Annotated in this window: 11 protein-coding genes; 4 read left to right on the top strand and 7 right to left on the bottom strand. The window is 71.4% G+C overall.

Annotated elements, in window-relative coordinates; all coding sequences use genetic code 11:
• The first annotated feature begins 40 nt into the window (after positions 1 to 40).
• Positions 41 to 1,120: an NADH:flavin oxidoreductase/NADH oxidase gene (locus AB5J56_RS40370; RefSeq protein ID WP_369240654.1), complete on the top strand. Its 1,080-nt coding sequence runs from the start codon at positions 41 to 43 to the stop codon at positions 1,118 to 1,120.
• Between the two features lie 236 nt (positions 1,121 to 1,356).
• Here the strand turns inward: AB5J56_RS40370 and AB5J56_RS40365 are convergent, their stop codons facing one another.
• The 3 genes from AB5J56_RS40365 to AB5J56_RS40355 all read right to left on the bottom strand — a co-directional run bounded on the left by AB5J56_RS40365 (position 1,357) and on the right by AB5J56_RS40355 (position 3,846).
• A complete protein-coding gene (locus tag AB5J56_RS40365) occupies positions 1,357 to 2,115 on the bottom strand; it encodes a TIGR03943 family protein (protein ID WP_369240652.1) in 759 nt (252 codons plus the stop codon).
• Complete coding sequence (locus AB5J56_RS40360; RefSeq protein WP_369243068.1) at positions 2,112 to 3,041, bottom strand: permease; 930 nt, start codon at positions 3,039 to 3,041, stop codon at positions 2,112 to 2,114. The genes AB5J56_RS40365 and AB5J56_RS40360 overlap by 4 nt, the downstream gene beginning before the upstream one ends.
• A gap of 220 nt (positions 3,042 to 3,261) precedes the next feature.
• Positions 3,262 to 3,846, bottom strand: a complete 585-nt coding sequence (locus AB5J56_RS40355) for a dihydrofolate reductase family protein (RefSeq protein WP_369240650.1) — start codon at positions 3,844 to 3,846, stop codon at positions 3,262 to 3,264.
• 149 nt (positions 3,847 to 3,995) lie between these two features.
• Here AB5J56_RS40355 and AB5J56_RS40350 point away from each other — a divergent pair, with 149 nt between their 5' ends.
• Positions 3,996 to 4,577, top strand: a complete 582-nt coding sequence (locus AB5J56_RS40350) for a TetR/AcrR family transcriptional regulator (RefSeq protein ID WP_369240648.1) — start codon at positions 3,996 to 3,998, stop codon at positions 4,575 to 4,577.
• A 157-nt stretch (positions 4,578 to 4,734) separates the two neighbouring features.
• On the top strand, positions 4,735 to 6,090 hold the full coding sequence (locus AB5J56_RS40345) for a histidine-type phosphatase (protein WP_369240646.1): 1,356 nt from the start codon (positions 4,735 to 4,737) through the stop codon (positions 6,088 to 6,090).
• A gap of 254 nt (positions 6,091 to 6,344) precedes the next feature.
• On the opposite strand, the gene AB5J56_RS40340 is transcribed toward AB5J56_RS40345, so the two are convergent.
• The 4 genes from AB5J56_RS40340 to AB5J56_RS40325 all read right to left on the bottom strand — a co-directional run bounded on the left by AB5J56_RS40340 (position 6,345) and on the right by AB5J56_RS40325 (position 10,539).
• A complete protein-coding gene (locus AB5J56_RS40340; protein ID WP_369240644.1) occupies positions 6,345 to 6,920 on the bottom strand; it encodes a TerD family protein in 576 nt (191 codons plus the stop codon).
• Positions 6,921 to 7,048: 128 nt separating this feature from the next.
• Positions 7,049 to 7,327 (bottom strand): Sec-independent protein translocase subunit TatA, encoded by a 279-nt coding sequence (gene tatA, locus AB5J56_RS40335; RefSeq protein ID WP_369240642.1) that lies wholly within the window; start codon positions 7,325 to 7,327, stop codon positions 7,049 to 7,051.
• Between the two features lie 55 nt (positions 7,328 to 7,382).
• On the bottom strand, positions 7,383 to 9,998 hold the full coding sequence (gene mgtA, locus AB5J56_RS40330) for a magnesium-translocating P-type ATPase (RefSeq protein ID WP_369243066.1): 2,616 nt from the start codon (positions 9,996 to 9,998) through the stop codon (positions 7,383 to 7,385).
• 130 nt (positions 9,999 to 10,128) lie between these two features.
• Positions 10,129 to 10,539: an ArsR/SmtB family transcription factor gene (locus AB5J56_RS40325; RefSeq protein WP_369240640.1), complete on the bottom strand. Its 411-nt coding sequence runs from the start codon at positions 10,537 to 10,539 to the stop codon at positions 10,129 to 10,131.
• A 158-nt stretch (positions 10,540 to 10,697) separates the two neighbouring features.
• On the opposite strand from AB5J56_RS40325, the gene AB5J56_RS40320 reads away from it, so the two are divergent.
• Positions 10,698 to 12,743, top strand: coding sequence for a HEAT repeat domain-containing protein (locus AB5J56_RS40320; protein WP_369240638.1), 2,046 nt, complete (start codon positions 10,698 to 10,700; stop codon positions 12,741 to 12,743).
• The last annotated feature ends 195 nt before the right edge of the window (positions 12,744 to 12,938 follow it).

The raw sequence follows: 12,938 nt of genomic DNA, 5'->3' as shown, positions 1-12,938 counted from the left end.
ACCTCGGCCCCGTGACGAATCGTGACGAATGGAGTCCGCCGTGAGCACGCTCTTCGAGCCCTACACCCTGCGCGAGCTGACCATCCCGAACCGGGTGTGGATGCCCCCGATGTGCCAGTACTCGGCCGCACCGGAGGGCCCGGAGACCGGCGCCCCGGCCGACTGGCACTTCGCGCACTACGCGGCCCGCGCCGCCGGGGGCACGGGCCTGATCATCGTCGAGGCCACCGCCGTGTCCCCCGAGGGCCGCATCTCGCCGTACGACCTCGGTATCTGGAACGACACCCAGGTCGAGGCGTTCCGCCGGATCACCCGCTTCCTCGTGGCCCAGGGCACCGTCCCCGCGATCCAGCTCGCGCACAGCGGCCGCAAGGCCTCGACCGACCGCCCCTGGAAGGGCGGCGCGCCGGTCGGCACGGACGCCTACGGTTGGCGGCCGCTCGGCCCGAGCCCGCTGGCGTTCGACGAGCGGCACCCCGTTCCCGCCGAGCTGAGCGTGGCCGAGATCCAGGAGATCGTGCGGCAGTTCGCCGACGCGGCCCGCCGCGCCCTCGCCGCCGGTTTCGAGGTGGCCGAACTCCACGGCGCCCACGGCTACTTGATCAACGAGTTCCTCTCGCCACACTCCAACCGCCGCACCGACGCCTATGGCGGCTCGTACGAGAACCGCACCCGCTTCGCCCTCGAAGTCGTCGACGCCGTACGGGAGGTGTGGCCGGACGACAAGCCGCTCTTCTTCCGCATCTCGGCCACCGACTGGCTGGAGGAGGACGGCTGGACCGCCGACGACACCGTCCGTTTCGCCGCCCAGCTCCACGAGCACGGCATCGACCTGCTCGACGTCTCCACCGGCGGCAACGCCTCCGGCGTACGCATCCCGGTCGGCCCCGGCTACCAGGTCCCCTTCGCCGCCCGCGTGAAGAACGAGACGCCGATGCCCGTCGCCGCCGTCGGCCTCATCACGGACGCCGAGCAGGCCGAGAAGATCGTCGCCAACGGCGAGGCCGACGCGGTGCTGCTGGGCCGCGAGCTCCTGCGCAACCCGTCCTTCGCCCGCCTCGCGGCACGGGAACTCGGCGCCGACGTCCACGTGCCGGACCAGTACCACCGCTCCGTCTGACCCGGGCGGAAGATGGTCACTCGCCCCGACGAGGTCTGGAGCCGAAAGTCGACACCTGCGTCGCCGACTGGGGCGTCGCCAGGAGGCTGTCCCGCGCCCGGCGGGTCATCAGCAGCCCACTCGACGAGCAACTGACTCCGGAGGAGAACGCCGAGATCGACGACCTGTGCGAGCAGGGGCGTTTCTTCGGCGACGGTTCCTGAGCCACGCCCGGGGCATGGGAGACCCCTGGAGTCCTACGAGGGCGTGAGCGGCAGGTCGTCCGTGTAGGCGTTGACCGGTGGGGAGATGCGTCGGGTGGCGCGGACGTCGAGGGCCGGCTCCGCGGACCGGGTGCCGAGCGCGCCGTGCGGATGCCAGTTGCCGGTGACGGCCACCCAGGCGTCCGCCGGCGGGGCGGGTTTCCCGTACATCCGGACCTTGACCGACTGCGAGTCCGCCGCGCAGCAGGTGAAGATGATCCGCGTCAGGTACCAGCCGCCGCCCTGCTTGTCCGGGGTGACGAAGCCGGTCATCTGCACGCTACGGCCCTTGATGGCGCGTTCCGGGTCCTGCTGGACCCGGGTGGTGAACTGCGTGAGCGTCAGCGGCAGCGGCGAGGTCGCGGGGAGCGGGTCGAACCTCTTCTGCTCCTTGACCGCCTTGTCGTTCGCGCGCGACGCGGTGTACGCGCCGAGGGCGGGCGGGGCGTAGAGGAGCAGGCTGAGGGCGGGCAGGAAGAGAAGCCAGGCGATACGGGGGGCGGTGGAGTGGTCGTGGCCGTGTCCATGCCCCTGTCCATGTGCGTCATGCTCGGCGCCCCCCGCATGGCCGTCGCGTCTGCGGTCCAGGGCCGCGCTCGCCAGGCCCAGCAGCAGGAGCAGTACGCCTGAGGTGATCAGCAGCGGGCGCAGGCCCTCCTTGACGTAGCGGAGGTAGAGGTCGCTGAAGAGAGAGGCGTGCAGCAGGCCGAATCCGGTCAGGGCGAGCAGAAGCGTTTGTGCGGGGCGCTTCACAGCAGTGCTCCTCCGATCAGGACGCTGGTGACGACGGCCACGACGGTGGTCGCGGAGGAGAAGCGGAGCGCGAAGGCCCGGCCGAAGGTGCCCGCCTGAAGGGCGATCAGTTTCAGGTCCACCATGGGGCCGACGACCATGAAGGCGAGCCGCGCGGTCGGCGAGAAGCCGGTGAGCGAGGCCGCCACGAACGCGTCGGCCTCCGAGCAGACCGCGAGGACCACGGCGAGCCCGGCGAGGAACAGCACGGAGAGCCAGGGCGAGCCGGAGAAGGTGTCGAGGACGGCGCGCGGCACGGTCACGTTGAAGGTGGCCGCCGCCATGGCACCGAGGACGAGGAAGCCACCGGCGTGCAGGAAGTCGTGCTGGAAGCCGCGGCGGAACTCGTTCCAGCGGTTGCCGCCCGGCTGGTGTCCGGTGTGCCGGGCGGTGGAGCGCAGCCACTCCTCGCGGCCCAGCCAGAGCCAGAGCCAGCCCATGACGGCGGCGGTGGCGAGGGAGGCCAGCAGCCGGGCGGCGACCATGGCGGGATTGCCGGGGAACGCCACCGCCGTAGCGGTCAGCACGATGGGGTTGATCGCGGGGGCGGAGAGAAGGAAGGCGAAGGCCGCGGCGGGGGTGACACCGCGCTTGATCAGGCTGTTCGCCACGGGCACGGACGCGCACTCACAGCCCGGCAGGACCACCCCGGCGACACCCGCGACCGGCACGGCGAGCGCGGGCCGCCTGGGCAGCACCTTGGTGAACAGATCGGCGGGCACGAAGGCGTTGATCGCGCCGGACAGCGCCGTGCCCAGCAGAAGGAAGGGCAGCGCCTGGACGGTGATGGCCAGGCAGACGGTGCGCCAGGCCGCGACGGCCGGCTGGTTCAGCCACTGGGTGCCTGTGAGGGCGAGTACGGCTGCCACCGCGGCGAGGGCCGTCATGGGCACGGCGATGCGCGCCCAGGGGACAGGGCGGGCCACCGCCGGATCGACCGGAGTCCCGGGCCCCGTCGTCCCGTCCGCCGCTCCGATCACTTCGACCAGTTCATCCGTTTTCTGCATCTTTACTCCGAATGTCGGATGTTCTGGCCGAACATAACGAGGCGCACGGCCATTGCCGCGCACCCACGCCGCCAGGAGACGATGCAGTCGCCGGACTCCCTCAGTCGGACGCCTTGGCGTAGGTCAGGACGACGTTCCCCCGCTCGAATACACGGCTGCCGGTGAGCGTGAAGGCGCGCGGGGAGAAGTCGGCACGGAACAGGGGGATTCCGGAGCCGGCCACGACCGGGTACTGCTTGACGATCAACTCGTCGACCTCGGGCAGCAGTTGCCCGGCCAGATCGGCGCCGCCGCAGAGCCAGATGCCGAGGCCTTCCTCCTTCTTGAGCCTGCGCACCAGCGCGACCGGGTCCTCGGCGGTGACCTCCACGGCCGGGTCCGGGGCGGTGCCGAGGGAGCGGGAGAGGACGATCTGCCGCAGATGGGCGTAGGGACTGGTGAGGCCGTCGGGGAGACCTTCGCCGTACGTGCTGCGTCCCATGAGCACGGTGTCGAAGCGCGTGTTGGGCGCGTCGGCGACACCGAGGGCCGCACGGCCCGGCGTGGAGAGGGTCTCGGGGTACTCGCCGGTGAGGTGCGGCAGGTAGTCCTCCGTGACGTACGGGAAGAGAAAGCGGAAGTCGCCGTCGGGCGCCGCGATGAAGCCGTCGATGGTGGTGCCGATGAAGTAGGTGAGCTTGCGCATCCATGTCCTTGATGTCGGGGCGGAAACTGCCGGGGCGAGTCGAGCACCCTCTTGAACAACTACAGTTATAGTACTTCAGCTGTAGTGGTTCAAGACTTCAGCCGCAGTGGTTCAAACGGATTGCCGGATTACGGAGGAAGATCAGATCCATGGCCCAGAACCCCACTCGTCGTGCCGCACTCACGGACGCCGCCATCGACGTCCTGGCCCGCGAAGGCGCCCGCGGTCTCACCTTCCGTGCGGTCGACGTCCAGGCCGGTGTCCCCGCCGGCACCGCCTCCAACTACTTCGCCAACCGTGACGATCTGCTCCACCAGACCGCCCGTCACATCCACCACCGGCTCACCCCGGACCCCACCGTCCTGACCGAGCTGCTGCGCGCGCCTCGCGACCGCGCGCTGGTGACCGCCCTGATGCACGACCTGATGCGCCGTATCGCCGACGACCGGGCCGGCTACCTGGCCATGCTCGAACTACGGCTGGAGGCCACTCGCCGCCCCGAGCTGCGCGCCGAACTCACCGGCACGATCCGTGACGAGCTGGAGGCCAACATCGCCTACCACCTGGGCGAGGGTTTCCCCGGGGACCGCCGCACGGTCGTCCTCCTCTACCTCGCCATGACCGGCCTGATCGTCGAACACCTCACGCTCCCCGAGGTGTTGGGGTCCGACGGGCCCGCGGCGCTGATCGACTCCCTCGTCGAGCGGCTCCTCCCGGACCCGGCCGTCTGACATCCCGCGCGCTGCCCGGTGGACCCCCGGGAACCGCCGGGCGCGCGGCGACGGACTCAGGGGCCGACCACCCGCCATGCCGAGGTCACTTCGCGTTCACGCGGGCCGGTCACGATGCGGCAGATCGCCGCCCTGTCCCCGACGAAACGACCGGTACATGAATCGCATCGCCGCCACCCCCGCCCTGGCGCTCGCGCTCTCCGCGCTCCTGGCCACCCCGCTCTCGGCGCAGGCCGCGGATCACGGGCATCCGTCCGGCAGTTACGCCACGAAGACCCCCTACGCGCCGCAGCAGGATCTGCGCACGTATCAGCGGGCGCCCAAGGGCTTCGTACCGGTGTTCACGGAGAACGTCTCCCGCCACGGCTCGCGCGCGGCGACGAGCGGCGACGACGCGGACCTCATCCTGCAGTTGTGGGACCGGGCCGCGAGCGAAGGTGAACTCACCCGTGCCGGAGCGGACTTCGGCCCGCAGGTGCGGTCGCTGAAGGCCGCGATGGAGAAGATCGGGTACGGCAACCTCAGCGGCCGGGGCAAGCGGGAGATCCAGGACACGGCCGCGCGGATGGAGCAGCGGCTTCCCGGGCTGTTCACGCGGATCGCCGAGGACTCCGAGCCCATCGACGTCGTCAGCTCGGGACAGGGCCGCGCCGTCGACAGCGGCAACCTCTTCGCCACCGCGCTCGCCGACGCCGACCCGGACCTGGCCCCGCTCATCGGTCCGGCCAGGACCGACCCCGACCTGCTCTACTTCCACAAGTCCGCCGGCGGCGCCGCCTACCGCGACTACATCGCCCACGACCAGCGGCTCGCGACGACCCTCAAGAAGATCACCGAGCAGCCGGCCACCCACCGTGCGGCCGGCGACGTACTGCGGAAGATCTTCACCCCGGCCTTCGTCCAGCGGATCTCGGACAGTGAGTTCTCCTCGATCGGCACCGATGTCGAGGCGGCCGAAGCCGTCTACAACCTGTACAGCATTGCCCCGACCATGAGCGACGAGGGCAACTGGACCCTCTGGCGCTACCTCGCTCCTCGCGACGCCGCCTGGTTCGCCTACCTGAGCGACGCGGAGGACTTCTACGAGAAGGGGCCGGGCTTCGCCGACAGCGACATCACCTACAAGATGGCAGACGTCCTGCTCGACGACTTCTTCAAGAAGGCCGAGGCCAAGCGCGCCGGGACCAGCGACCTGGGCGCGGAGCTGCGCTTCACCCATGCCGAGGAGATCATTCCCCTCGCCACACTGATGCAACTGCCCGGCAGCACAAGCCCGGTGACGGAGGGTCAGCCGTACACCTACGCGGACAACGTCTGGCGGGGTGCGTCGGTGGCGCCGATGGCCGCGAACATCCAGTGGGACGTGTTCCGCAAGGGCGCCACCTATCTGGTGCGAATGCTCTACAACGAGAAGGAGACCGCGTTCAAGCAGGGTTGTGTGCCCGTCTCCAAGGGCAGCAAGTTCTACGACCTGGACGAACTGGAGCGCTGCTTCGGCCGTACGGCGTCCTAGAGCGTGTTCGGGTCGCGGAAGGGACGGCTGACGGGCTGACCGCGCATCGCGCGTAGTGGTGTGGCTCGAAGTCGTCCACCTGGTCGTAGTCCAGGCTGACCTGGTTGGCCAGCGTGACCGGCGTGAAGTGCACGACCGGCGGATCGACACGCCAAGGACTGTGACCACAGCTCAAACACGTCCTGGAAGCAGTACGACGAGGCCCGGTTCGGATCACTGCGATCCGAACCGGGCCTCGTGGTGAGAGCAGGAACTCAGACGTTGACGCCGTAGTCCGAGGCGATGCCGGCCAGCCCCGAGGCGTAACCCTGGCCGACGGCGCGGAACTTCCACTCGCCGCCGTGGCGGTAGAGCTCGCCGAAGACCATCGCCGTCTCGGTCGAGGCGTCCTCACTCAGGTCGTAGCGGGCGAGTTCGGCGTTGTTGGCGCGGTTCACCACGCGGATGAAGGCGTTGCTGACCTGGCCGAAGCTCTGGCCGCGGGACTGAGCGTCGTGGATGGAGACCGGAAAGACGATCTTCGCCACCTCGGCGGGCACAGTGGCGAGTTCGACGTTGATGGACTCGTCGTCGCCCTCCCCCTCGCCGGTGAGGTTGTCACCGGTGTGCTGGACCGAACCGTCCGGGCTGGTCAGGTTGTTGTAGAAGACGAAGTGCAGGTCGGAGACGACCTTGCCCGCGTCGCTGCACAACAGGGCGCTGGCATCGAGGTCGTAGTCCGCACCGGTGGTGGTGCGGACGTCCCAGCCGAGGCCGACCGTCACAGCGGTGAGGCCGGGAGCCTCCTTGCTCAGCGAGACGTTGCCGCCCTTGGACAGAGTCACTCCCACGGCTGTTCCTCCATGTTCTGTGGTCTATGTGCGCTCGTCCTCTTCAAACGCCGTGGCGCCCCGGCTGGTTCCACCAGTTGCGCAAACAGTGAAACGTCGCGGTCAACAGCCGGGCGCGACGGGCTTGTTCAGTGCGCGGTGCCCGTGGCCTCGGTGGCCGGTCGCGGCGCGGGCTCCGGGTCACCGGCGGCGGCCGGGGCCGGCCTGATCACCTGCGCCGCGACGCCGGAAGCGGGGGCCTCGGTAGCGGCACTCTCGTCCTTCATCGCCTTGGTCTCGCTCTTGAGGATGCGCATCGACTTGCCCAGCGCGCGGGCGGTGTCGGGCAGCTTCTTCGAGCCGAACAGCACGACGAGCACGATCGCCAAGACCAGCAGGTGCCAGGGTTCCAGTCCGTTGCGGAGCATCGCGTCCCCACTCTTCCTCGCATCGGTCGAGGGGTGTGCCGTGGGCGGCCACCCCTCAACGAAGGTTGCTACTTTGCGCAACTGTACAACCATGCGCAGGACCTGCGACAAGACCCCCGGCACGCCGGTCGTAGCGGGCTCGGGCGGCTTTCAGCGCGGCGGCGTACAGCGCGAGGACGGCGGCGAGCAGGACGTAGTAGAGGACCGGCAGCGCCGTCATGCCGAGCGGCGGGCCGAGAGGCGAGAGCGGGAGCAGCAGGCCCGCCACGGCGAGGGCGGCCGCGGCCCGGACGACCGGGCTCGGCGCCCGGCGGCCCTCCGCACCGCGCCGGCCGAGGCGCAGCAGCAGCATGACCAGCGCCTGGGTCGTCAGGTTCTCGGTGAACCAGCCGGAGTGGAACACCGCCGCGTCGTCCATTCCGTCCGGGCCGTGCAGGGCGAGCGCGAGGATCCCGAAGGTGGCCAGGTCGGCGACGGCGTTGAGCGCGCCGAAGCCGGTGATGAAGCGCAGCAGGCCGCGGGGGCGCAGCCCGGTGGGACGGCGCACGGCGTCCGGGTGCGGGCGTTCGTAGGCGAAGGCGAGCTGTGCCGCGTCGAAGCACAGGTTCTGCGCCAGCACCTGCGCGGGCAGCATCGGCAGGAACGGCAGGAGGAGCCCGGCGGCGAGCATCGCGATGACGTTGCCCAGGTTCGAGGAGAGCGTGATGCGCAGATACGTGGTGATGGCGACGCCCCCGTACCGTCCCTCGGTGACGGCGTGGTCGATCGTGGTGAGGTCCTTCTCCGCGAGGACCACGTCTGCGTGCTCCCGGACCACGTCGACGGCGCCCAGCGGGGCGATTCCGACGTCGGCGGCGCGCAGCGCGGGCAGGTCGTTGACCCCGTCGCCGAGGAAGCCCACGGTGTGCCCGGCGGTCCGCAGGGCGGCGGCGATCCGGGCCTTGTGCTCGGGGGTGCAGCGCGCGAAGACCGTCGTACGGCGGACGGCCTCGGCCAGTTCGGCGTCGGTGAGGGCGTCGATCCGGTCCGCGGTCCACACCTCGCCCGGATCCAGGCCCAGGGCACGGCAGGTGCCGGCTGCCGAGCCCGGGTGATCGCCCGTGAGCACCTTGACGGCGATGGCCCGGTCGGTGAGGGCGCGCAGCGCGTCGGCGGCGGTGGGGGCGAGCGCGTCACCGAGGACGACGAAGCCGCGGAAGGTCAGACCGCGTTCGTCGGCGGGCGTGCAGGCGCCGGTGCCGGTCCCGGTGCGGGCACGGCGTTCGGCGGTGGCGACGGCGAGCAGGCGCAGGCCGCCGTCCGCCTCGCGTGCGGCGAGGGCGAGCAGTCTCTCCCGTTCGCCCTGCTCCAGCGCGCAGCGCTCCAGTACGTTCTCGACGGCGCCCTTGACCACCACTGTGTGGACGCCGAGGCGAGCCGGGTCGCGGACGACCGCGGTGGCGAGACGGCGTACGGGATCGAAGGGCAGCGCGGCCACCCCGTCGTACTCCTCCCCGTCCGGGCCGGCCGCCTCCAGGAGCGCTTCGTCGAGCGCGTCCGGCGCGGGCAGTTCGGCGAGCTGGAGAGTCCACCAGGCGTTGACGGCGGCCCAGTGCAGGACGTCCGGATCGTGGTTGCCGTGCGCGTCCAGGGCGCGGTCGACCACCGGCCGGTCCTGGGTGAGGGTGCCGGTCTTGTCCAGGCAGAGCACGTCGACGGCGCCGAGGTCGTGCAGCGCGGGCAGCCGCTTGACGATCACTCCGTGCATGCGGGCCAGCCGCGCCGCGCCGCGCGCCAGGCACAGCGTGACGATCACCGGCAGCATCTCGGGGGTCAGCCCGACCGCCACCGCGACGGCGAACGGCAACGTCTCCAGGCCGCGCCCGCGCACCGCCGCATTGGCCATCAGGACCAGCGGCGGGGTCAGCAGCATGAACCGGATGAGTACCCGCGAGACGCCGAGCACGGACGGGTCGAAGGCACTCGCCTCGCGACGCGCGCCTCCGTCCCGGGCACCTGGTCCGGCCCCGGGGCCGCCGAACGCGGACCCGAACCGCGTCCGCGTTCCCGTCGCGACCACGACCGCGGTGCCGCTGCCCGAGGCGACGGCGCTGCCCAGGAAGCAGAGCTGCGGCTGCTGGAAGATGCCGTCGTACGGCGGTGGGTGCGGTGTGTCGATCGCCTCCTTGGCGACGGGTACGGCCTCGCCCGTCAGCACGGCCTGGTGCACGGTCAGCCCGTTCGCGCGCAACAGCCGTACGTCCGCGGGGACCAGGTCGCCGGGGCCGAGCCGGATCACATCGCCCGGCACCAGTTCGCCGACCGGGATCTCCCGGGCCTGCCCGGGCGCGTCCGGGTCAGAGCGCCGCAGCACGGTGGCGGTCGTGGCGACCAGGTCGCGCAGCCCGGCCATGGACCGGTCGGCCCGGTACTCGCCGGACGTCCGCAGCACGCAGCTGACCACCACCAGGGAGAGGATCACGCAGGCCGTGCCCCAGGCGGCCACGGCGGCCGACACCAGACCGAGGCACAGCAGCACCGCCGTGAACGGATCGCGCAGGCTGTGGACGAAACGGCGCGGCCAGGACTCCGTACGCCAGGCGAGGACCGTGTTCACGCCGTGGCGCACCAACCGTTCCCCGGCCTGCGCCTCGGTCAGCCCGCGGGGGCTGGTGTCCAGATGCCGCAGCAGTTGGAGGGAGGTGAAGCCGGAGAGATCCTCGGGTCTGTCACCCCTGTCACCACTGCCACCTCTGTCGCCCGGCGGCGCGCTCCCGTGTAGCCTCTGCCGCTTTCGCGCCGGGTCGGGGGACGCGGCGGTCTCAGGCACCAAGGCGGCGCATCCGGCCCGACGGCCCCGGTGCGGGGTGACCGGCGCGGTCACCGTGACCGGCGTGGTCGCCGCCGTGGGCGCGCTCGGCCCGGTCGGTCAGCTGGCCGACCATGAGGCGTACGACGGTCACGACATCCGGGTCGTCGACGAAGTACACCTGTCGCCGCCCCTCGCGCCGGGAGCGCACGAGACCGGCGAGCTTCAGCTTGGTCAGGTGCTGGCTGACCGCGGGCAACGCTCCGCCGACCCGCTCCGCGAGCCCGGTCACATCGCTCTCGCCCTGCGCGAGCGCCCACACGATGTGCAGCCGCGCCGACGAGGCGAGCAGCCCGAAGGCCGCGGCGGCCTCCGCCAGTACCTCGGCGGACGGATCCTCGAAGCCGCCGACCTCTGCCGCCACCGTCGTCCTCCCGTCCCGCCAGGGCTGTTTCGTGTGAAAGCCCCAGTCTAGGGCGCTCCGCAGGCCACCCCGGTCCGGCCCACAGGCCACTGTCAGTGCCGTGGTGCACACTCGCGATCAGTTGCCACACATCTGGGGAGGGTGCTGTGTTCACGGGGATGGACGAGGTCGATTGGGCCTCCATGCGACATGCGTACGGAAGCGCCGAGACGGTTCCGCAGTTGTTGCAGGGGCTGGCCTCCCCCTGCCCGGACGAGCGGGAAAGAGCTCTCGACGGGTTGTACGGCGCCGTCCACCACCAGGGCGATGTCTACGACTCGACGCTCGCCTGCATCCCGTTCCTGTTCGCGCTGATCGCGCGGCCGGAGGTGCCCGACCGGGGCAGCATCGTGGAGCTGCTGGTGAGCATCGGCGGCGGGGACTCGGAGGAGCCCTTCGCCCAGGAGGGCCGCGCCGGGAAGCACGACGACGGCAACGACAACTACGCGATGGCGCGGGCCGCGATACGAGCGGGTGCCGCCGTCTTCGCCGAGCTGATCGACGACCGGGATCCGGAGGTTCGCCGGGCGGCACCGCGTGCCCTGGTCATGTTCCTTGAGGAACCCGCGCGCGTACTCGGCCTGTTGAGCGTGCGCATGGAGGCCGAGCCGGACGGACGGGTCCTGCAGGGACTGGCCGAGGGCCTCGGGCTGTTCGCGCGTCGGCATCCGGCGGCTGCCGCTCCCGCGATCGAGGGCCTGGTCGCGCTCGCCACCGATCCGGGTGCCCCGGGGCTGCGGCTGGCCGCGCTCGGCCAGCTCGCCGGTTGTGCGCCCGAGCGGCTGCCGTCCGGCTTCGTGCCCCTCGTCATCGGCCTGCTCGGGGCCAGAGCGCAGGAGCCCAGGGAGCAGGACGAACTCGAGCGCCCGGCCACCGACACACTGATCGGTCAACTGCGGGTGCTGCGGCCGGAGGACGAGGAGGGCTCGCAACTGCTGCGCACGCTGCACACCGCCCTCGGCGGACGTACCGCCGACCGGATCGCCCTGCTCAAGGGGCAGTTGACCAGCGGCGCCCGGGCCGACCGATGCAACGCCGTGTGGATGTCCGCGGGCCTGTTCCGCGATTGGCGCGGTTCGTACGAGGAGCCCATCGCGCTGATCGGCGAGCAACTCGGCGCGGACGAGAAGCGGTTGCGCGAAGCCGCGGCCTCCGTGCTGGAAGATCTCTTCGACCTGGCGGCCCCGGCCGCCGAGCACCTCGCCGCGGCGGTGGCGGCCCGTCCCGAGTCCTGGCTCCGCCGCTGGGAACACGGGGCACCGACGCTGGGCAGCGCGCTGGCGGCGCTGGCCAGAACCGGGGACGCCCGGGCGGTCCCGCCGCTCGCCCAGGTGTTGGAGCAGCCGGGGGTGCCGAACATCCTCGGGCACATCGTCGGATCCCTGGGCCCGGCGGCGGCCCCACTGGCTCCGCTGCTGCAAAACCGGCTCGGCGCTGTCCCCCTCGACGCCCCCGATACGTACGACCATGCTGCGCCGCTGCTGCACTCGCTGGGCGCGCTGCGGTACGAGGCCGCGGTGCCGGAGGTGCTGCGGCTGCTGCACGGCATGCCGGGCGACGTGCGGAGCAGGCCCGTGATCGTGGAGGCGGCGGTCCAGGCGCTCGGAGCGTTCGGAACGGCCGCCCATGAGGCGATACCGGTGCTGCGAGAGCTGCTGAACAGCGACCGGGCGGCGACGTCCGCGGCTGCTCTGTGGTCCGTGGAGGGCGACGCCGAGGCCGTACTTCCGGTGCTGCGCAGGGAGTTGACGTCCGACGATTCCAGTAGCCGGCGAGCGGCCGCCGAAGCTCTGGGCCCGCTGGGGTCCTCGGCCGTCGCCGCGCTCCCCGCGCTGCACCTCATGGCCGAGGCCGCCGACGCGGACGGCGGGAACGTGTGGGACCGGACGGCCGCCGCCTGCGCCCTGTGGGACATCGCCGGGGATCCGGAACCGGTCCTCCCGGTGCTCCGTTCCGCCTGGCACGCGAACCCATACACCCGCGGCACGATCGCCGAGTGCCTCGTCAGGATGGGCCGGGCAGCGGAGCCCGCCCACGATCTGCTCCGCACGGAACTCGCCATGCCGCAGCGGCACAGGGTGTACTCCGGCGGCTACGGCGGCGGCGACATCCTTGAGGACGAACGGCTTCTGCGTCTCTGCCGAACGGCGTTGGACGCCGGGTAGCGGCCTGAAAACGGTTGCCGGTCCCCCACGGTCCGTCGAGGGGGCTCGTCTGCGCGTCCGGTGCCGCGGACGCGCAGACGAGGTGCGGTACGGCGCGGGCCGGCGCTCGGATGTACCGCACGGAGCGGGCCGGGTACCCGCCTTCGTCCCGGGTACCCGGACCCGATGGCACGCTCCTCGCTCCGCGGCGGTTCC

It is taken from the genome of Streptomyces sp. R21 (assembly GCF_041051975.1).
Lineage (GTDB): Bacteria > Actinomycetota > Actinomycetes > Streptomycetales > Streptomycetaceae > Streptomyces.
Note: the sequence above shows the minus strand (reverse complement) of the source record. Positions and strands in the feature narration are given on the sequence as shown.

Coding starts and splice junctions, on each gene's coding strand:
- AB5J56_RS40360 (WP_369243068.1), bottom strand. CDS start 3,041: ATGACGGCCCTCGCCGCGGTGGCAGCCGTACTCGCCCTCACAGGCACC.
- AB5J56_RS40355 (WP_369240650.1), bottom strand. CDS start 3,846: ATGCGCAAGCTCACCTACTTCATCGGCACCACCATCGACGGCTTCATC.
- AB5J56_RS40350 (WP_369240648.1), top strand. CDS start 3,996: ATGGCCCAGAACCCCACTCGTCGTGCCGCACTCACGGACGCCGCCATC.
- AB5J56_RS40345 (WP_369240646.1), top strand. CDS start 4,735: ATGAATCGCATCGCCGCCACCCCCGCCCTGGCGCTCGCGCTCTCCGCG.
- tatA (WP_369240642.1), bottom strand. CDS start 7,327: ATGCTCCGCAACGGACTGGAACCCTGGCACCTGCTGGTCTTGGCGATC.
- AB5J56_RS40320 (WP_369240638.1), top strand. CDS start 10,698: ATGGACGAGGTCGATTGGGCCTCCATGCGACATGCGTACGGAAGCGCC.